This window comes from Solirubrobacter ginsenosidimutans, assembly GCF_027587205.1.
This window is the reverse complement of record NZ_JAPDOD010000068.1, coordinates 22,069-41,254: the sequence shown is the minus strand read 5'-3', so window position 1 is coordinate 41,254 and position 19,186 is coordinate 22,069. Positions and strand designations below refer to the sequence as shown.

Genomic DNA, 19,186 nt, shown 5'->3' with positions numbered 1-19,186 from the left:
GGGGCCGCCGGCGCGGAGGCGGCCGCGGAGCGCGCGGCGAGCGCGGTGGCGGCCGGGCGGCCGGTCCCGGACGTCGGCGGCGCCCGTGCCGGCGAGGTGCAGCTGCTGGCCGATCAGTCGGTCACGACGGCGGGCGGGCAGTGGGGCACGACGAATTACGCCGGGGTCTCGAACCTGCACAGCGGCGGCGCCGTGATCGACCTCTGGTTCAAGGCCGGCTCGCCGATCATCTCCAAGCAGATCCGGCTCGTGCAGACGGTCACCGGGTCCTACCAGTCCGTCGAAGCGGGGCCGATGGTCCCGGACCCCGACGACGACCACGGCGGTGCGCTCGAGCTCGGACCCGACTCGCGTGACCCGGGCCGCGCGATCGACCAGGACCGGGCCGGCAAAGGCCACTCGCTGCCGTTCACCAACCCCGAGTACGCGGTCGAGTACGGCCCTGGCGGCGGTGTGTCCACCGACCTCGGCGACGCGACCGCCGCGGGCGCGGGGACGAACGGCAGCCGGGACGGCACGTCCGAGCCGGTGCCGGCCACGCTGCACGACAAGCCGATCCGTTCCTACGCCGTCGACGGCCAGCTCTGGCGCCAGACGTTCGAGGTCACCGCGCTCGTCGTCGAAGGCCCGTTCTCCGGCCTCTATCTCGGCTCGGTGACCTGGGGCTGGAAGAACGCCTGGGACAAGGACGAGCACGGCCAACCGTGCAATCCCACCGTCCAGCTCCTCCCCACGCCGATCGCCGTGGTCCGCGAGGGCAGCCCGAGCTCCGCGTTCATGGAGGCCGCCGAACGCTGGAACGCGCAGAAGTTCACCGACAGCTCGACGGGCGCCGAATACGACACGGTCGACCTGCCGCTCGAAGTCGATCCGGTCGTGCTGCCCACCCTGGAGGTCGCGAATCTGCTCGCGGCGGCCCGGCGCGCGGGAACCCAGGACGAGCGGCAGCAGTTCCGGGCGGGGCTGCTCGAGCGCGAGCTGCGCAAGCGCAACGTCGCGATCCGGGTGGCGGTCGCCAAGACCGGCGACCTGATCGGCCCCGACAACGTCTACGCGCGAGTGGCGGGCGTGCGGACGCCGGTGCAGCGCCTCGGCGCGGGCGAGACGCACGACTTCCTGCTCTCGCTCTCCAAGTTCGGGGCGCTGCCGTTCACCGATCCGGTCCAGGTCGACGTGCTCGACGAGGACACGTTCGGCGACGACGACCTGGTCGCCGGCCTGGTGTGGAACGCGCCGTTCGACTACGCCACCGCGACCGGGACGGGTGGCGACGCCGAGTACACCGTCACCGTCAACTACGCCTGAACCGTGAACGTCGTCGAGCCGACGGGGACTTCGACGCTGTCCCCGCACTGGATCGGCTGCGGGCAATGGACGGTCTGCTTGAAGTAGACCGTGGCCCGGTGCTCCCCAACGCACCACCCGCCGCCGGGCGGGGAGAGCTTGAGCCGCACGACGCGGCCCTTGCGGGGCGCGGTCAGGCCACGGCCGCGGGCGGTGTCGCAGCCTCGCTGCCGCGCCTCGGCGTGGTAGACGCCGTCCGTGGCATCGCGCGTCCGGAAGCGGAGCACGACCCGCTCCGCCGGAGCCGGCCGCGCGGGGATCGCGACCGGGTGCACGCGCTCCCCCGACGCCGCGCCCAAGAGCACGGCGGACAACACGAAGAGGCCGGTCATCGCTGGAGCGCCGCGAACGCCGCGCGGTCCTCGAAGTGCATGAAGTCCTTGGCGTGCTGGAGGTCCACGAGCCACGTCCACCCGCCCGCCTCGAGCGTCTCGACGAGCTTCGGGTGCAGCGGGATCATCCCGTGCAGCTCGCCCTTGGGCGTGCGCTTCTCCGTGCCCGCGGCGACCTTCGCCCGGTGCTCGGAGACGTAGGCCCAGTGCTCGGTGTCATACATCACGACACCCTCGATCCAGCCGCGGATCGCGGGCCAGTCGTCGGCGGTCTTCTCGAGCCACTTGGCCGTGATCGGCTTACCGGCCTTCTCGGCCGCCTTCGCCGCGGTGCGCAGCTTGGTGGCGTCCTGCGAGCCGACGAGCATGCGCCCGACCATGCCGGTCGTGTCGGCCATCCAGTCCAGCGCCTCGCCCCACTGCGCGAGCGCGGTGTTCGAGTTGCCGCCCTTGACGTCGTCGAGCAGCTCGGAGAGAAACAGCGGGAAGTGGACGTTGAACAGGCGCGACGCCTCGAGCCACTTCTTCGTGTCCTTCTCGGCCCACCCGTCCCACGAGCCCCAGCCGGACTCGCGCCCGACCACGTGGGCGAACAGTTCCATCCGCGACTTGAACTTGCCCTCGTCGTCCTTGAAATGGTCGTTCTGGCTGGTCGCCTCGTTGACGTTCATGTCGATCGCGCAGCCGGTGGAGTGGTTGCTGAAGGCGCCGGTGCTGGTCGTACGGCGGTTGTAGCCCTGGATGAACAGCAGCGAGGCCTTGATCTCGGCGCGGTCGGCGTCGGTGAGCTTGTTGGAGTTGAAGTAGTTGTTGGTCTTCGTGACCGTCGGCTGGACGAGCTTGTTGACCGTGACCCTGAAGCCGAGCAGCGTGTCGCCGGTGACATCGCCGGCCTTGGTGGCATCGAGACCCTGGTGCTCCCAGGACTGGTCGGTGAAGTTGCGGTTCTCGCGGTTGTAGCCGAGCTTGATGTCCTTCGTGCCCGCCTCGGCGGTGATCTTCTTCGACGCGGCCCGGTAGTAGTCGTCGCCGGTGGGGACGATCTTGACCTCGTGCTTTGAGCCCTTGACGAGCTCGAGGTCCAGTGAGCCGTCACCGCTGCCGGCCTTCTTGCCGTCGACGTAGACGTCCGCCTTCCAGCTGACCGGGTGGTCGTCGAACGCGTCCTTGAGGTACTCCTTCGGCGGCTCGGTCTGGTTCCAGCGCACCGTGACCGTCACGGTCTCGGTGGCCAGGGCGGTGTCGCGGGCGAGCAGGCGGGAGATCGCGTGGTTGCCACCGTAGGACGCGAGCCGCATCAGCTGCGGCACGTCGATGTCATCCATCGGCCGGCCCTCCGCGTGTTCGCGCGGAACGCCCTCGAGCGCCTCTGGGGTCGGGAGCGTCTCGATCGCCTTGCGCAGCGCGTCGTCGCCCGCGAGCACGTCCATGTGCTGGATCCGCGCAGTCTCGGTGACCTCGTGCACGGCGTAGTGGTCGCGCATCGACTCGAGCACGAGCGGGCTGCCGAGCTCCTTGGCGAGCGCGGCGAAGCGCGCGTCGAGGTTCGCCTCGATCGCCTTCGCGGCCGCCTGGTAGGCGCCGCCCTTGCGGTAGACGACCATCAGCCGGAACCCGTTCTGCTGGATCCAGGTCGCCATCTGCGCCTCGACGGCGAGCGACTGCGGGTCGGCGAGCCGCATTTGCTTGAGGTGCTCGAGCTCGGCGGTGATGCGCCCGTCGACGTACGCCCACACCGACCCGCCGAACGCCGACGCGATCATCGTGTCGAACAGGAACAGCCCGGCGAGCTTCTCGGGCGGTTTGCGCTTGAGCGTCTCGGTCAGCGGCTGGTCGCCGCCGCTGTGGCTGGACATGATCACCCGCCCCGGCGCGGGCACGCCGTACCCCTCGTCGGTCAGGCGCTTGAACACGGCGGCGATGAACGCGTCGGCGTCGAAGGCCTTGCCGTCGGCGGCGCCGTTGAAGTCGGAGTTCTCGCTGCCCTGCGGGAGGATGCCGAGCAGCTCCTTGCCCGCCGCGGCCATCTGCGCCTCGATCTTGTAGACGCCGAGGTCGTCGCCGGTCGCGTAGCCGGGCGTGAAGCCGTGCAGGTGCAGCAGCACGTCGATCGCGGCCTCGCCCGAGAGCTGCGAAGGCATCACGACGATCGCACGGCTGGGCAGTCCCGCCCCCTTGATGCCGTCGATCGGGATCCGCTCCACGGCATGCTCGCCCGCCTCGGTGCGGCGCTGCTTGGCGTTGGTGCCGCGCGAGCCCTTCCACCCCACCTCGCGGGCCAGCGCGTGGTTGGCCTCCGCGCGGCGGATGCTCGCCGACGGCGTCCGTGCCTCGCGCATCAGCATGGGCCGGCCTCGGCGTCCGGGGGCTTGCACAGGAACGCGACCTTCGGCAGACCGGGCGTGCCGATGTTGTATTGCAGGACGCGGCCGATCCGCTGATCGCGGGTCACCGAGACCTCGATCCGCGCCTTCTTCGGGAACCGGCGCTTGCCGAGGACCTTGTGCAGGTTGAGGTTCTTCGTGGCTGCGCTGACATGGGCGACCGCCTGCTTCGGGCACGCCTTCGCGCCACGGCAGGTGACGACGATCCGCGCGCTCGCCGGGAAGCCCTTGGCGACCAGGATCACGTTGGTCGTGCCCTTGCCGTCGGGCTTCCAGGTCGCCTGGATGGACCCGGTCAGCGGTGGGTACGGCTCGATCCGCCCGTCGCAGTTCTCGTCCACCGCGTTGCCGATCACTTCCTTCGCGCCGGGGTGGACGGCCGCGACGGTGTCATCGCAGTCCTGCGGGCGCGGGGAGCCGTCGCCGTCGCGGTCCAGATCGATGGCATCGACGCCCGAGCAGTCCTCGTCGACGCCGTTGTCGGGCACGTCGGCGGCGCCCGGGTGGATGCCCGGGTTGGTGTCGTCGCAGTCGGCCGGAAAGCGCACCCCGTCGCCGTCCGCGTCACCTTGGACCTCCTCGCAGGAGATCCGCGTGTCGCCGTCGTCGGAGATCGCGGTGTCATGCCCGTCGTTGCAGTCGACCTGCTCGGCGCGGTCGTCGCGGGAGATGACATTGTCATCGCCTGGGCCACCGTCGAAGATGTCGGTGCCACCGCCGCCGAACAGACCGTCGCGGCCGTCGGCGCCGTTGAAGATCACCGGGATCTTCAGCGACGGATTGATCGAGGCGACGTCGTCGCCGTCGCCGAGGTTCAGCACGACCGACGTCACGCCGTTCTTGGCGCAGTCGATCGTGTCCTGGTCGGCGCCGACGAAGTTGCAGCCGGGGCCGGGCCCGAGGCTCGCACCGCCGAAGCGGGTGAAGCGGATCGTCGTCGGCGTCTCGAACGCCGCGATCTGGTCGATGTCACCCGGCGCGGCGGTGTAGATCACCGTCGGTCCGGCGATCTGGAAGACGCCGGTGGCATGGGCCGCGGCGGCCGGGGCGAGCGCGCTGATGGTCAACGCGAGGAGCAGGGCGCGCTTCAGCATGACTTGGCCTCCTTCGCACCCGGCGCCTGGCACTGGATCGTGGGTGCCGGGAACTCGCCGTAGCGGGCGACCTTGAACGTGTAGACGCGTCCCACGAGCCCGGTGGCCTGCACCTGCACGGTGACCGCGGCGCCCTTCTTGAGCTTGGCGCTGCCGAGGAACGGCTTGAGGTGCAGCGGCGCGAGGTCGCGGTCGACCGTCGCCCGCTTCGTGCCCTTCAGTGAGCAGCCGGAACCCTTGCAACTGAGCGCGATCTTGGCGCCCTTGGGTGCGTTGCGGATGTCCATCGTGAGCACCTTCGAATAGCTGCCGCCGAACTGCCAGTTGCTGGCCACGAGCGAGCGGAGCAGGCCGAAGCGCTCGGCCTTGCGATCGCAGTTCTCGTCGACGTCGTTGCCGCGGATCTCCAGCGCGCCGGGGTGGATCGCGGGGTCGGCGTCGTTGCAGTCGCCCGGGATCGGGAAGCCGTCGCCGTCGCGGTCGAGGTTGACCGCATCGCGCCCGTCGCAGTCCTCGTCGATGCCGTTCTCGAAGATATCGAGCGCACCGGGGTGGATCGCGGCGATGCCGTCGTTGCAGTCCACGCCCGAGGCGAACGCGTCGGCGTCGCCGTCGATGCCGCGCTCGCACTCGGCGAGGATGTCGGTGAAGTCGTTGCGCGCCTGGTCGTCGCCGGCGCCGCACGCGATCCGCTCCGGCACGCTGTCACGCGCCTCGATCACGTCGTTGCCGGACTCGCCGAAGAACTCGTCGACGCCCCCGCCGCCGGTCAGCGTGTCATTGCCGGCTCCACCCGCGAGCACGTCGTCGGCCCCGCCCCCCTGCAGGTGGTCGTCGCCCGCTCCACCCGCCGCGAGGATCGGGTGGGTGACGTGGTTGGTGGAGAGCGTGTCGTCGCCGCCCGCGAGGTCGACCGAGATGCTCGGCGCGATCGGGCACGTCACCGCCGACGCGGCCCCGCCGCCGGTGCACGGCGCGTTCGCGGCCGCGAGCCCGCCGCCCGAGCGGCTGATGACATAGCTGGTCGCGGTCTGCGTGATCGTCACGTCGTCGGCCTCGTCGACGAGCCCGTCGCCGCGGATCGTCAGGTCGGCCTCGGTGTTCGCGGTCGCGGCGTTGAACTCGACGGTCGTCACCCCGGCCTGCGCGGCGAGGGTCTTCTCCGCACCCGTGATCCGCAGGGTGTGCACGGGCTCGTCGCCCGCCTGCCAGTAGTAGACGCCCGGCGTTCCGACCCACTGGTCGTCCGGGCCGGTGCGGGCGGAGGTGATCTCGGGCAGCCCGTCGCGCGGTGCGACGTCGTATCTCGCGACGACGTCGTCCATCGTCCGGTCGGTCGCCACGGTGACGTGGGAGGCGTCCTCGTCGTCGTAGAGCGTGAACTCGAGCATCTCGAACCGGGTGGCGTGCGGCCAGGAGGAAGCGGGGTGCGACGCGCCGTCAGGCGGCACCGACCACGAGTCGTCGGCCGCCGCCGTGGCGGGCACCGCGAGAGCGGCCGCGAGCAGAAGGAGGAGCGCTGGGGAGGAACGCATCACTCCGACTATCGGGGTCACCCCCGACCCCTGACAATCGGTGGACACCCCTGAGATTTGGCTCTGGTACGGGCAGCCGTACCATGCCGCCCCGACCCGTCCCGCCGGCGGGACGGGCGTTTGACAAGCGCCCTCCGATGGCGAAGAGTCAGGCCCATGCCGCATGTTGGGAGCACCTGAGCCGGCGCACCATGCCAGGAGGCGACTTCCACCCAGCCGTGCGCGCGCCACGGCCGTCCGTGGAGTTCCCGATGCTCGTGGGCGTGCTGGTCGACGTCTCGTCATCGATGATGTCGTCGATCCAAAGCCGTTCGCCTACCGCACGGACGCGCCTCGAAAGCTTCCGCAACTCGTTCGACGACCTCATCGCCTCCGCCGCACGGCTCTGTACCGAGGGGGTCGGCGGAAGGGTCAGCCCGCGCCTGTGTCTGTTCGCGTACGGATTCGGCTTCGGCAATCCGCTCGGATTCTTCCTCGGCGACGATGGACCGAAGGTCCGCGACCTGCTCGTACTGGACGACGACGCCGGAAGCGCCGTGACGATCGATCGCTTGGCGCGGTCGTGGCCGACCTATCAGGAGCACATCGAGACCTTGGTCCCGAACATGTTCGGTGACACACCGATGGCCGAGGCGTTCAGCACCGCCCTTGCCCGCATCGGTCGCGAGCACGCGTCGCGCGCCTACGCCCCGCCGCCGATCCTGTTCATCGTGTCGGACGGGGAGCCCACGGACGCCTCGGGCGACACCATACGAGCCGTCGCCGAGGAGATCCGCGCTGCCGACGTGGTCATCGTGTCGTGTCTGCTCACGGACGAGGATCTCACGGAGTCCCGGCGGCTCTACGGATCACCGCGCCCCGGCTGGCCCCGAGGTGCCCGGCTGATGTTCGAGTGCGCTTCCCAGCTTCCGCAGCGCTCCCCATTCGACGCGTATCTGATCGAGCATCGGTGGACGGTGGACCCGGACGCCAGGTTGTTCACTCAGATCAACCAGTCGGAGGTCCTGACGGAGTTTTCGAAGGTGATCTTGAGTCCGCTCGAACCGTCCGACCGCAAGCCGGCTCAAGCCTTGGTCGAGTCGCCGGTGAGGGTGTTTGTCACCTACAGCCACCAGGATGCGCACTATCTCGCCGACGACTCGCTCCTGGGCTACCTCTCGCCGTTGCGCGACGAAGGGCTCGAGTTCTTCACCGACCGCGACATCGCCACGGGCGAGCTCTGGGACACGAAGATCCGCGCCGCCATCGACACCACGGACATCGTCCTCGCGCTGGTAAGTCAGGCGTTCCTGAGCTCGCGGTACTGCCAGAGCGTGGAGATGGAGCATTTCCTCGAGGCGCGCCGGCGGGTCGGGACGCGCATTCTGCCCATCATCCTGCGTCCGTGTGACTGGCAGGCGCACGAGTGGCTGGCCGAGACGCAGGCGCGGCCACGCGAAGGTCGCACGATCGAACTCGACTACGACACGAAGGCCAAGCGCGATCAGGCGTTCCTCGAGGTCCTTCAGGACCTTCGCCAGGCCGCGCAAGCCGTTCGACAGGGGCGACGCGGCGCTTGACGCCGCCCGCGGTCAGCCTCTTGCCGACCGAAGGAACTCGGACAGAACCGCCGAGTGGTTCAACTGGGCGAAGAAGCGAGCCCCCGGCGGAGCGCTCCATCCGTGATCGAGGAGAAAGCGCGTCTGCGGAGCGTCGTCCGCCGGCGACGCGCATTCGAACATGAGGCGGGCCGCGCGGTCCCAATCCTCCCCGGGGTGTGTCGCGAGCGATCGCGGTGCGAGGAGATCCTTGCGCGTCACGAAGCAGGACATCACAAGCACTCCGTGAGCGCGGATGCGCTCCACCGTCGCGAGTGGCTCCCCATCGGTCGGGTCGCCGTCGGAGACGATCACGAGAACGGCGTCCTCCGCCCCGCGCAGGCGCGCGAATCGCCGCTCGGCCTTCTCCAGCGCGGCGCACATGGGCGTGGTGCCATAGAGCAGGTCATTCAGGCCGCGCGCGTCGCCGACCGCGGGCGAGCGGAGGAGCTCGGCCAATTGATCGACCGTCAGAGTGGTGTCGCCGGCCTCATCGAGACGCGCCCGGAGCGACGCTTGGATCAGCTCCCGCAGTTCGGGGTCATCCAGTGCCGCGCGGAGCTCCGATTCGTCGAGAACGTGGTGTGACAGCGTCGTCACCATCCGATTCGCGACGACCACCTTCTGCCTCAGCGCATCGCGCCCACCTGCGCGATGCACCTGTCGCGCCGCTGCGACAGCATCCGAGCCCCCGATCTCCCGCGTGGCGCGGTACCGGCCGCGGACGTTGCGCACGCCTCGCGCCGCACGCGCTCGCTCGGCGGACAGGAGCACCTCGATGTCCGCGCTGGACAGGTCCGGCAGCACGTCGCGCAACATCGACGACAGCGCAGGGTGACTGTGGAGATTGGCCGCCAGGTTCGCCGCGCTCCGCCGATCGACGTTCGTGTCGATCCACGCGGCCCATCCCCCGCGTTGCTCGTGCTCGGCGACCGCTCGCAGATACTCGTATGGATCGCTCATCACCGGCGCATCATCGTCCTCGCCCTCGCCGGATTCCTCCGGCTCCGGCCTGCCGCGCAACAGCGTCATCAGCGACAGGAGATCGCACACGCCGTCGGATGTCCCTCGGACGCCAAAGGCGTACGCGAAGACCCGGACCGCATTCCCTTGCCCCTCAAGCCGCGACGTCACCATCGTCCCGCCACGGCGTGCGAAGTCGCCCAACGCCGCGAGGGCGGACTCGAAGCGACTCGTCTCGCCGACGGCCTCGTTGGTGAAGCTTTCCCGCATCGAGGCCGAGACGTCGATCAGCAGGCCGACGACGGGCGGTGGCGGCCGGTCGTCCGCCGGTATCGCCCTGTAGACCGCCCTCGCCATTCTGAAAACGGCGCGCACCACCTTCGACCCAAGGAAGATGGCGAGCCAGACGATCGCCGCCTCACCCGTGCGGGTTGAGTCAGGTGGCGGATCGTCCTGTCCCATGTCACAACCTTACGCCGCCAGTTCGGCCGCCAGCTCCGAGCGGGTGTTGACGCCGAGCTTGCGGTAGCCCGCGGCCAGGTGCGTCTCGACGGTCTTGATCGAGAGGAACAGCTGTTGTGCGATCGCGCGGTTGCCCTTGCCGGCGGCGGCGAGCTCGCAGATCTGGCGCTGCCGGGGGGTCAGGGCCGCGGCGCCTTCGATCGCCGCGTGGCGGGGGCGCAGGCCGGTGGCGACGAGCTCGCGCCGCGCCCGCTGGGCCAACGCGACCGCACCCGCGGCGTCGGCGTCGGCGAGCGCCGGGCGCAGCGCGTCGCGCGCCTCCACCCGCCGGCCCAAGGACGCCAGGGCGCTGCCGAGCTCGAGCCGCAGGCGCACGGCCTCCAGCCCCGAGGAGCCCGCGGCGACGGCCAACCCGCGACGGCAGAGCGCGATGCGGGTCTCGTGGTCGGGCTCGGCGACGGCGCGGGCATGCAACGCGGTGGCGATCGGGACGGGGGCGCCGAAGCGCTCCGCCAGCGCGAGCTCCGCGTCGGCCAGCGCCATCGCTTCCTCGCGCCGCCCGAGGTGGGCGAGCGCGCGGGCTGCGGTCGACCGCCAGGCTTCCAGCGATGGGTTCGGGCGCCCCTGCTCGGCGCGCAGCGTGCCCGCCTCCATCGCCTCGGCGTAGGCGCGCTCGAAGTCACCCTCGCCCAGCCACAACCGGGCGCGGGCGTGCCGCAGACCGATCTCCCACACCGCGAACCCGAGCGCGCCGTCCAGCCGCCGCTCGCGCAGCAGCTCGCGGGCCTCGCCGAAGGCGCCGCGCTCGGCCAGGGCGCAGACGAGCACCTCGGCCGCGCCGCCGCTGAAGACGTTGGTGTCGTCGTCGACGAGGTCGAGCGCGAGGCGGGCGTGGTTCTCGGCCTCACCCACCCGCCCGGTCCGCAGCGCGTGGTCGGCCGCGTACCACTCCGCCGCCACCCGCAGCCGCAGCGACCCGCGCTCCAGCGCCACGTCGCGCATGCCGGCGATCGCTTCGCCGGCCTGCGGATCGTCGGTGGCGACGAGCACCCGCGCCGACAGCGAATACGCCGAACGCCAGTGCGCCTCTTCACGCAGCAGCCCGCCGTCGAGCGCGCTGCGGGCCATCGCCGCCCACACCGACGCCGACGGCGCGCCGAGCTCGGTCCCGACCCACGCCCGGTGCGCGAGCACCACCCGCTCGAGCAGCGGGTCCGCGCTCTCGGAGAGATCGATCGCCGCCACCCGCCGCGCACGCTCGGCGTGGCGCTCGGGGAAGATCAGCAGCGCGTCCAGCGAGGCGGCCTCGACCGCGAGGCGCACGTCGGGATCGTCCTCGCCGGCCAGTTCCTGCTCGAAGACCTGCGCCAGGCCCTCGTCTCCGGCGTCCACCAGGTTCAGCGCCGCCAGCCGGGTCAGGACGTCGATCCGGCACTCGCGGTCGTCGACCTCACGCAGTGCTTCGCGCAGCCGGCGCCGCGAGTCCGGAAGGCCGGCGTCGAACGCGACCGTGCCGAGGCGGGCGAGCATCTTGCCGCGGTCGTCGCCGGGGGCGCGCTCCTGCAGTGCGCGTTCGAGGTAGGCCGCCGCCGCGCGCGGCACGCCGCCGCGGGCCGCTGCCGCCGCGGCGCGCAACAGCAACTCGGTGACGCCCGGGTCCGCCTGCGGGCCGCACTCGAGCAGGTGCGACGCGACCACTCCCGGGTCGGCGCCGCAGTCCATCAGCGCCCGCGCCGCCTCGCGGTGCAGCCGCTCACGCTCGGTCCGCGGCAGCTCCTCGGCGATCGCCACCGCGATCAGGCCGTGGGCGAACCGCATGCCGGCCGACGGCGCGGCCGAGCACGGCAGCGTCTTGGGTGCCTCGAAGCCGGAGTCCAGCAACCCGGCGGCCAGCAGCGCGTCGCGCGCCGGGCCGAGCTCGCCGACGGGCACCCCGGCCACGGCGGCGAGGACGTGCGGCGGAGCGCCGTCGCCGATCACCGCGAGCGCCGCGACGACGCCCCGGTCGCGCGGGCACAGCTCCGCCAGGCGCCGCCGCACGACGGTGCGGGCGATCGCTGTGACATGGGGCGCGTCCTGCTCGGAGTCCTCGAGCGCCTCGGGGCCATGGGCGGCGATCTGGCGGCCGAGCTCGCCCAGCAGCCAGGGGTTGCCGCCGACCGCGCGATGACAGTCGCGGCACACCGCGGCGGGCGTCTCGGGAGCGAGGCGGCGGATCAGCTGCGTCGCCCCGCGCGCCGTCAGCGGCTGCGGGTGCAGCACGGTCGCCGAGCGCACCGAGCCCAGCAGCGTCAGCAGGTCCGACGCCGCGTCGGGGTCGTCGGCGCGCGCGCCGATCAGCAGCAGCAGCGGCAGATCGTCGACGCGGCGCGCCAGGTAGGAGAGCACCTCGAGCGACGCGCGGTCCGCCCACTGGGCGTCGTCGATCACGAGCGCCAACGGCCGCCGCTCCGCGATCGCCGAGCACAGCCAGAGCACGCTGTGGGCGATCAGCATCGCCGAGTCGCCGGCGGGTGCGGTGCCGTCGAGCAGCAGCTCGCCCGCGGCGGCCGCGGCACCATCGAGCAGGTGCTCGCGCTCGCCGGGCGACGCCTCGCGGACGGGGCCTTCGAGCAGCGCGCGGACGACGCCGAACGCGAAGTGACGCTCGAGCGGACCCGGTGCCGCCCGGCGCACGAGGAAGCCGGACCGGGCGGCGACGCTCGCTCCGTACTCGAGCAGGGCGGTCTTGCCGAGGCCGGCGGGAGCTTCCAGGACGACGACGCCGCTGGCGCCCGATTCCAGCCGGGCGACCGAGGAGCGGAGCACATCGAGCTCGACGGCGCGCTCGATCAGCGGCGACGGAGCGGAGGGCGAGGGGACGACGTGCAGGTTGGACCTGCGTGGGGAGAGCGCGGTGGTCACTGACTCAGCCGACGTCTCGATCGAGGTTTTATTCCGCTTGTTCTCAACATCGATTTCCGCCTCTTCATGTCGTTCCTGGTGCTGGCCGCCTTGACACAAAAGTCGTCAGACGTTAGACATCTTCAGGCCAAATGTCGAGCGCATCGAGAGGAGCAGGGATGACGTCCACTGCCGCACCTCGCGTCCCCGCTGTGCCGCGACTTCGGCGCAATGCGGTCGGTCTCACGGGGGCCGTGATCATGTCCGCCGCGATCATGGGACCGGCGGTCTCGACGTTCTTCAACCCCCAGTTCTCCACGCCGTTCTCGGGGGCCGCGACACCGTTCGTCTACCTCGTCTGCCTGATCGCGATCCTGATCGCCGCGTCTGGCATCGTGGAGATGGCGCGCGAGCTGCCGAGCGCCGGTGCCTTCTACACCTACGTGACCCGGGGCCTCGGCCCGCGAGCGGGCTTCGTCACCGGGGGCCTGATGTTCGTCGCGTACGCCCTACTGCCTCCTGCCGAGGTCGGTCTGATCGGGTCTTATCTCCAAACTACGTTCCGCAGCGAGTTCGGTTCAAATGTTCCGTGGTGGATCATCGGATTGGTCCCCGCGGGGCTGATGATGCTGCTGGCGTTCGAGGGCATCCGGTCGTCGCTGCGGGCGGCGCTCGTGCTCTTCACGCTCGAGGTCCTCGTCGTCGTGGGGCTGGCTTTGATCGTCGTCGGCCACGGCGGTCACGACGGGTTGACGCTGCATCCGCTGACCCCGTCGGCTTCGCCCAACGGTTTTGATGGACTCACCACCGGGTTCGTCTTCGCGGCCCTGAGCTTTGTCGGCTTCGAGGCGGCGGCGACGCTCGGCGACGAGGTGCGCGAGCCGCGCCGGGTCGTTCCGCGCGCCGTGCTCATCAGCGTCCTGCTCGTCGGGCTGATCTACGTCTTCTGCATCTGGGCCGAGGTCAACGGGCTCGGCATCGAGGCGACCAACAAGCTCGACGGCACGTCCACGCCGTGGAACGACCTCGCCGCGACCTACGCGTCGTGGATGAAGTGGCCGGTGATCATCGCGTCGGTCTCGAGCATGTTCGCCGTGATGCTGAACTCGTCCAACGGCATCGTGCGGATCCTCAACACGATGGGTCGCGAGGGTCTGCTGCCGTCGCCGCTGGCGTTCATCGATCCCAAGCGACGCACCCCGTCGTACGCGATCTTCGCAACTGGTGCGTTCGCCATCGTGCTCGCGCTGGGCGTCGGCGCGGTCAGCGGCGGCCTCGGCGACCCGGTCGGCGGCTCCAACGTCTACGGCTACCTCGGCTTCCTGCTCACACTCGGGATCCTCCCGGTGTACGTGCTGACCAACCTCGCGGCGGCACGCTACTTCGCGTCGTCCGGGCGCTTCAAATTGATCCGCCACGGCGTCCTCCCGCTCGGCGGCGCGTCGCTGATGGTCGCCCTCCTCGTCGGGCAGATCCTCGAGCAGACGGTGCGGCCGTACACGTGGTTCCCGTGGCTGATCGTGATCTGGATCGTGCTCGCCGCCGCGGGCGCGCAGTGGCTGGCGTCGAAGCGGCCGAAGCAGCTCGAGCTGGCGGGCGCGGTGCTGGCCAGCGCCGACGCCGAGCAGGCGCGCGAAACGGTCGGGGTCGGATAAGTGGCCTGCGTGATCGGGGTCGACGTCGGCTCCCAGAGCGTCAAGGCGGTGGTCGCCGACGATCGCGGGCGGCCGCTGGCCACGGCGAGCTCGCCCTGCGCGATGCACCATCCCACCGGCGGCTGGGCCGAGCAGGACCCGCGCGACTGGACGCAGGCGCTGATCGGCGCGGTTCGCGAGGCGCGCACGCGGGCCGGTCTCGGCCGCGACGACGTCACGATGGTCGGGCTCGCCTGCCAGGTCGACGGCCTCGTGGCACTCGACGCCCAGCTGCAGGCGGTGCGCCCCGCGATCATCTGGCTCGACCGCCGCGCGACCGAGCAGTCCGAAGCGTTCGCCGAGGCCGTCGGCGAGCCCGAGATCGTCGGCCGCACGGGCCTGAACCCGGATGCGTCGCACGTCGCGCCGAAGGCGATGTGGCTGCGCGAGGTCGAGCCGTCCAACTACGCGGCGACGCGCTGGCTGGCCTCGGCGGGCGCGTACATGAACGGGTGGCTGACGGGCGAGGTCGCGCACGACCACGCGCACGCCTCCTCGACGCTGCTCTATGACCTCGGCAAGCGCGCGTGGAGCGAGGAGCTGATCGCCCACGCGGGCCTTGACCCGGCCCGCATGCCGGCCATCCATCCCGCCGGAACCGTGCTCGGGACGCTGCGCGCCGAGGTCGCCGACGCGCTCGGGCTCTCCCGCCACTGCCGCGTGATCACCGGGACCGGTGACGACCACGCGGGAGCACTCGGCGCGGGTGCGCTGGAGCCGGGCGTGATCGTCGACGTCACCGGCACCGCCGAACCCGTTGCGGTGCCCTCACGCGAGGCGGTGGTCGACGAGCAGCGCCTGATCGAGTCCCACGCCCACGCGGTCGACGAGATGCTCCTGATCGAGAACCCGGGCTTCGTGTCCGGCGGCAGCACGCAGTGGTGGGCGGCCACGCAGGGCATCCCGCAGGCCGAGCTGTTCGGCCTCGCCGCGCTCGCCCCGCCCGGCAGCGACGGCGCGCTGTTCCTCCCCACGCTCTCCGGCTCGACCGCGCCGCGCTGGAACAGCCGCATGCGCGGATGCTTCGCGGGGCTCGCGCTCAGCCACGACGCGGCGCACATGGCGCGCGCCGTGCTCGAGGGCTGTGCCTATGCCCTGCGTGACATCGTCGACCGCTTCGCCGCCCTGGAGCTCGCGGGCGAGGAGATCCGCGTCGTCGGCGGCGGCGCCCGCTCCGCGCTGTGGCTGCAGATCAAGGCGGACGTCACGGGTCGCGCCGTCCGTGCCGTGCTGAGCGAGTGCGCCACCAGCACGGGCGCGGCGATGCTCGCGGGGGTGGCCGACGGCGCGTTCCGCGACCTCGGCGAGGCCGCGAGCGCGTCGGTGGAGCTCGCCCCCGACCCGGTGCTGCCGCGCCCGCTGCACGCCGATACCTACGCGGAGGCCTATGCCTCCTACCGGCGGCTGTTCGACGGCGTCGAAGGATCGCTCGGATGAGCCTCGCACCTCCCCCTTCCGCGCCGGACGTGGCGCGTGACCTGGCCGCGCTCCGCGTGCGCCTGGCGTCCTGCGACGAGGCCGCGACGCTGCGCCCGCTCGGCCTCGGCGGGCTGCTGCTCGGCGCGGGCGTCCTCGATCGCATCGCCGAGGTCGTGGCCGAGGTGCGCCGCGGTGACGGCGACGTCGCGCTGATCGCCGACGCGCGGGCGATGGACAGTACGCGCGGCGAGGTCAAGACGCGGGTGACCGCCGCGCTCGCCGCCGCCGGGCTGCCGGTCCGGCGGGTGCGCGTCGGCGACGAGAACGCCGACGTCCACGCCGACGCGCTGACGCTGCGCCGGGCGGTCAAGGCCTGCAGCGGCGCGGGTGTGGTGTTGAGCGTCGGCTCGGGCACGGTGGCCGACGTCGGCAAGGCCGTCAGCGCGCAGCTCGGCCGCGTCCCCCACGTCGTGGTGCAGACGGCGGCGAGCGTCAACGGCTTCGCCGACGACCAGTCCGTGCTGCTGGTCAACGGCGTCAAGCACACCACGCCGACGCGCTGGCCGGAACGGCTGGTGATCGACAGCGACGTGATCACCCGCGCGCCGGTGGAGCTCAACCGGGCCGGCTTCGGCGACCTGCTGGCGACCTACACCGCGCCCGCCGACTGGCGGCTGGCGCAGCTGGTCGGCCAGGACGACAGCTACTCGGCGTTCGCGGTCGAGCTCGCGCGCGCGCACGTGGATGCAGTGCTCGAGCACGCCGACGGGATCCATCGCGCCGAGCCCGAGGCGATCGAGCACCTCGGCGCCGCGCTGACGTTGAGTGGCATCGCGATGGGCGTCGCCGGTCGCACGGCGCCGGGCTCCGGGATGGAGCACACCGTCAGCCACCTGCTGGAGATGGCGGAGCGGCCGGGCGTCCCGGCGCCGCTGCACGGGGCGAAGGTCGGCGCGCTCTCGGTGCTCGCGGCCATGCTGTGGGCCCGCGTGCGCACGGTCGCGCGCTGTGGCGGGTTGCGGATGCTGCGGTTCCCGTCCGAGCGCGAGCTCGAGCCGCAGGTCCGCGCGGCGTTCGCCCAGCTCGACCCCTCCGGGCGGGTGGGCGAGGCGTGCTGGGCCGACTACCGGATCAAGCTCGAGCGCTGGCACGACGCGCGCGCGGAGCTGGAGACGCTGTGGGAGCGCTGGCCCGCGTTCGACTCAGAGCTCGAACGCCTGCTGGTCTCACCCGAGCGGCTGGTCGAGGCGCTGCGCGCGGCGCGAGCGCCCGTGCGGCTGACCCAACTCGGCGTGCGCGACAGCACGGCACGCTGGGCGCTCGCCCACGGGCATCTGATGCGCGATCGGTTCAGCGTCGCCGATCTCGCCTTCTTCATGGGCATCTGGGATTCCGCGGGCGTCGACGCGCTGCTCGTCGCCGCGGCGAGGTTGGGAGCAGGGCTTTGATCGAGTTCGTCTTCATGCTCACCCGCGACGACGTCACCGTCGGCGATGCCGCCGACGTGCTGATGTCATTGCGCGAGAGCGGGCTGCGGTATGTCGGCTTCAAAGACATCGGGCCGCCGCCGGAGACGCTCGCGGAGGTGACCGCCGCGGCGCACGAGGCGGGGATGGAGGTCATGCTCGAGGTCGTCTCGACCAGCGCCGAGGACGAGCTGCGCTCGCTGCGCGCGGCGCTGGAGATCGGCGTCGATTGGGTTCTCGGGGGCACGCACGCGCGCGAGGGCCTGACGATCCTGCGCGACAGCGGGGTCAACTACTGCCCGTTCCCGGGCACGATCGTCGGCCATCCGAGCGTGCTCGAGGGCTCGATCGCCGCAATCGCGGAGCACGCCGCCGCGCTGACCGCGCTCGACGGCGTGCACGGCGTCGACCTGCTCGCCTACCGGCACGCGACCGAGGACCCGATCGCGCTCACGCGCGCCGTGGCGGCCGCCGCGTCCGGCCCGGTCATCGCCGCGGGCTCCGTGCACTCGTTCGAGCAGATCGCGGCGCTGGAGGAAGCCGGCGCCTGGGGTTTCACGATCGGCAGCGCGATCTTCGCCAACCAGCTCCCGGGCGGGCCGACGGTCGCGGGCCAGGTCGCGGCCGTGCTCGGGGTGACCGCGTGACGACGGCGCGACGGCCGTCGCTGGTCGACCAGGTGCGCCAAGGACTGCTCGACGACCTCGTCGCGGGCAAGCTCGTCACGGGCGACAAGCTGCCCAACGAGGACCGGCTCGCCGATCGCTTCGGCGTCAGCCGCGCGACCGTCCGCGAGGCCGTGCTCGGCCTGCTCGAAGCCGGCTACCTGACCCGCCGGCACGGGTCGGGCACGTACGTGACCAAGGCGCCGCGCAGCCGCCACGCGCTGGACACGACGGTCTCCTACACGGCGATGATCCGCGAGGCGGGTCACACGCCGGGCGAGACCGTGATCAGCAAGGCGCTGCGCGAGCCGACCCCGTTCGAGGCCGAGCAGCTCGTCCTCGGCGCCGGCGAGCCGCTGCTCGAGGTCGAGCGCGTGCGCCTCGCCGGAAGCCGCCCGGTGATCTACTCGCGCGATCGCATCCCGGCCGCGCTGCTGGACGGCATCGCGCAGGACGCGCTGGACAGCTCGCTCTACGTGATCCTCGAGACCGCCGGCCACCCCGTGTCCCGCGCCAGCGCCGAGCTCATCCCCACTCTCGCCGACGACAAGCTCTCCGAACTGCTGGAGGTTGAATGCGGTACGCCGCTGCTGCACATCGATCAGGTCGACTACGACGCGCGCGGGCGGGCGGTGATGCTCTCGCTCGAGTGGCACGTCGCCGACGCCTTCGAGCTGATCGTCAACCGCCGCGCCTCACCGGGCCCGGCGGACTCCTGAGCCTGCTGGCGCTGCTGGCGCTGGTGGCGGGCTGCGGGTCATCCTCCAGCGGCGACAGCGCCTCGACCTCCTCCGGCTCCACGACGACCAAGGCCGCCGCCACGCCGACGGCGACCGCGACCGCAGCGGAGATCAAGGACGACGACGGCGACGGGATCGAAGACCCCGTGACGGTCAAGGGCGCGCTCGGCGACTCGCTGGAGCTCAACGGCTCCGGCCTGGGCAACAAGGACCCCTCCGACCACACCAAGACCAAGATCAAGGTCACGCTGAGCAAGGTCAAAGGCCCGTTCAAGGGCTATGACATCAAGTCCAACCGCAAGCTGATCGGCCTGCAGTTCAAGTTCACCAACACGGGCGAGCTGGCCTACGACAACCCGCTCCCGAACGGCAAGCTCAAGCTCGTGGGCGGCGGCAGCGGCAAGCAGACGACGCTGATCCAGATCAACGGCACCGCCAACCCGTGCAAGAACCCGAGCCTGAAGCTCAAGACCGGGAAGTCCAAGAGCGTCTGCATCGCCTTCGAGGTGCCCAAGAAGGCCAAGCTGGACACGTTCGAGTACACGTCCGACAGCGGGTACGGCGACACCGCGCAATGGAGCCTGGCCGCCTAAAACCAGGGTTCGTTCCCGATTGTGCGGGTGGCCGG

14 protein-coding genes are annotated in these 19,186 nt (G+C 71.4%); 8 read left to right on the top strand and 6 right to left on the bottom strand.

The window, feature by feature from the left end:
- Positions 1-1,305 (top strand): hypothetical protein (locus OM076_RS40060; RefSeq protein WP_270045811.1); only part of this gene is annotated, 1,305 nt, incomplete at its 5' end.
- Here the strand turns inward: OM076_RS40060 and OM076_RS40055 are convergent.
- From OM076_RS40055 to OM076_RS40040, 4 genes are read right to left on the bottom strand one after another with little or no spacing between them, the layout of a single operon-like run.
- Complete coding sequence (locus OM076_RS40055; RefSeq protein ID WP_270045810.1) at positions 1,296-1,676, bottom strand: hypothetical protein; 381 nt, start codon at positions 1,674-1,676, stop codon at positions 1,296-1,298. The genes OM076_RS40060 and OM076_RS40055 overlap by 10 nt on opposite strands.
- Positions 1,673-4,021 carry a hypothetical protein gene (locus tag OM076_RS40050; protein WP_270045809.1) on the bottom strand — a complete coding sequence of 783 codons (2,349 nt, stop codon included), beginning with the start codon at positions 4,019-4,021 and terminating at the stop codon, positions 1,673-1,675. The genes OM076_RS40055 and OM076_RS40050 overlap by 4 nt, the downstream gene beginning before the upstream one ends.
- A complete protein-coding gene (locus tag OM076_RS40045) occupies positions 4,015-5,154 on the bottom strand; it encodes a putative metal-binding motif-containing protein (RefSeq protein WP_270045808.1) in 1,140 nt (379 codons plus the stop codon). Before OM076_RS40045 ends, OM076_RS40050 begins: the two co-directional genes overlap by 7 nt.
- Positions 5,148-6,689, bottom strand: a complete 1,542-nt coding sequence (locus OM076_RS40040) for a MopE-related protein (RefSeq protein ID WP_270045807.1) — start codon at positions 6,687-6,689, stop codon at positions 5,148-5,150. Before OM076_RS40040 ends, OM076_RS40045 begins: the two co-directional genes overlap by 7 nt.
- A 263-nt stretch (positions 6,690-6,952) precedes the next feature.
- Between OM076_RS40040 and OM076_RS40035 the strand changes: the two genes are divergently transcribed.
- A complete protein-coding gene (locus tag OM076_RS40035; protein WP_270045806.1) occupies positions 6,953-8,248 on the top strand; it encodes a TIR domain-containing protein in 1,296 nt (431 codons plus the stop codon).
- Positions 8,249-8,260: 12 nt separating this feature from the next.
- Here the strand turns inward: OM076_RS40035 and OM076_RS40030 are convergent, their stop codons facing one another.
- Together OM076_RS40030 and OM076_RS40025 are read right to left on the bottom strand one after the other, a co-directional pair.
- Positions 8,261-9,691 (bottom strand): hypothetical protein, encoded by a 1,431-nt coding sequence (locus OM076_RS40030; RefSeq protein WP_270045805.1) that lies wholly within the window; start codon positions 9,689-9,691, stop codon positions 8,261-8,263.
- A gap of 9 nt (positions 9,692-9,700) precedes the next feature.
- On the bottom strand, positions 9,701-12,595 hold the full coding sequence (locus OM076_RS40025; protein WP_270045804.1) for an ATP-binding protein: 2,895 nt from the start codon (positions 12,593-12,595) through the stop codon (positions 9,701-9,703).
- Between the two features lie 239 nt (positions 12,596-12,834).
- On the opposite strand from OM076_RS40025, the gene OM076_RS40020 reads away from it, so the two are divergent.
- Genes OM076_RS40020 through OM076_RS39995 form a run of 6 tightly spaced genes read left to right on the top strand, consistent with a single transcriptional unit; the run spans position 12,835 to position 19,151 of the window.
- Entirely contained in the window at positions 12,835-14,229 is a 1,395-nt protein-coding gene (locus OM076_RS40020) for an APC family permease (RefSeq protein ID WP_270045803.1), read from the top strand.
- A 9-nt stretch (positions 14,230-14,238) separates the two neighbouring features.
- Positions 14,239-15,705, top strand: a complete 1,467-nt coding sequence (locus OM076_RS46575) for a xylulokinase (RefSeq protein WP_270045802.1) — start codon at positions 14,239-14,241, stop codon at positions 15,703-15,705.
- Complete coding sequence (locus OM076_RS40010) at positions 15,702-17,135, top strand: iron-containing alcohol dehydrogenase (RefSeq protein WP_270045801.1); 1,434 nt, start codon at positions 15,702-15,704, stop codon at positions 17,133-17,135. Before OM076_RS46575 ends, OM076_RS40010 begins: the two co-directional genes overlap by 4 nt.
- Complete coding sequence (locus OM076_RS40005) at positions 17,132-17,800, top strand: hypothetical protein (protein ID WP_270045800.1); 669 nt, start codon at positions 17,132-17,134, stop codon at positions 17,798-17,800. The genes OM076_RS40010 and OM076_RS40005 overlap by 4 nt, the downstream gene beginning before the upstream one ends.
- Entirely contained in the window at positions 17,797-18,537 is a 741-nt protein-coding gene (locus OM076_RS40000; protein WP_270045799.1) for a GntR family transcriptional regulator, read from the top strand. The genes OM076_RS40005 and OM076_RS40000 overlap by 4 nt, the downstream gene beginning before the upstream one ends.
- Positions 18,468-19,151, top strand: coding sequence for a hypothetical protein (locus OM076_RS39995; RefSeq protein ID WP_270045798.1), 684 nt, complete (start codon positions 18,468-18,470; stop codon positions 19,149-19,151). The genes OM076_RS40000 and OM076_RS39995 overlap by 70 nt, the downstream gene beginning before the upstream one ends.
- The last annotated feature ends 35 nt before the right edge of the window (positions 19,152-19,186 follow it).

Coding starts and splice junctions, on each gene's coding strand:
- OM076_RS40050 (WP_270045809.1), bottom strand. CDS start 4,021: ATGCTGATGCGCGAGGCACGGACGCCGTCGGCGAGCATCCGCCGCGCG.
- OM076_RS40030 (WP_270045805.1), bottom strand. CDS start 9,691: ATGGGACAGGACGATCCGCCACCTGACTCAACCCGCACGGGTGAGGCG.
- OM076_RS40055 (WP_270045810.1), bottom strand. CDS start 1,676: ATGACCGGCCTCTTCGTGTTGTCCGCCGTGCTCTTGGGCGCGGCGTCG.
- OM076_RS40045 (WP_270045808.1), bottom strand. CDS start 5,154: ATGCTGAAGCGCGCCCTGCTCCTCGCGTTGACCATCAGCGCGCTCGCC.
- OM076_RS40010 (WP_270045801.1), top strand. CDS start 15,702: ATGAGCCTCGCACCTCCCCCTTCCGCGCCGGACGTGGCGCGTGACCTG.
- OM076_RS40020 (WP_270045803.1), top strand. CDS start 12,835: ATGTCCGCCGCGATCATGGGACCGGCGGTCTCGACGTTCTTCAACCCC.
- OM076_RS40040 (WP_270045807.1), bottom strand. CDS start 6,689: ATGCGTTCCTCCCCAGCGCTCCTCCTTCTGCTCGCGGCCGCTCTCGCG.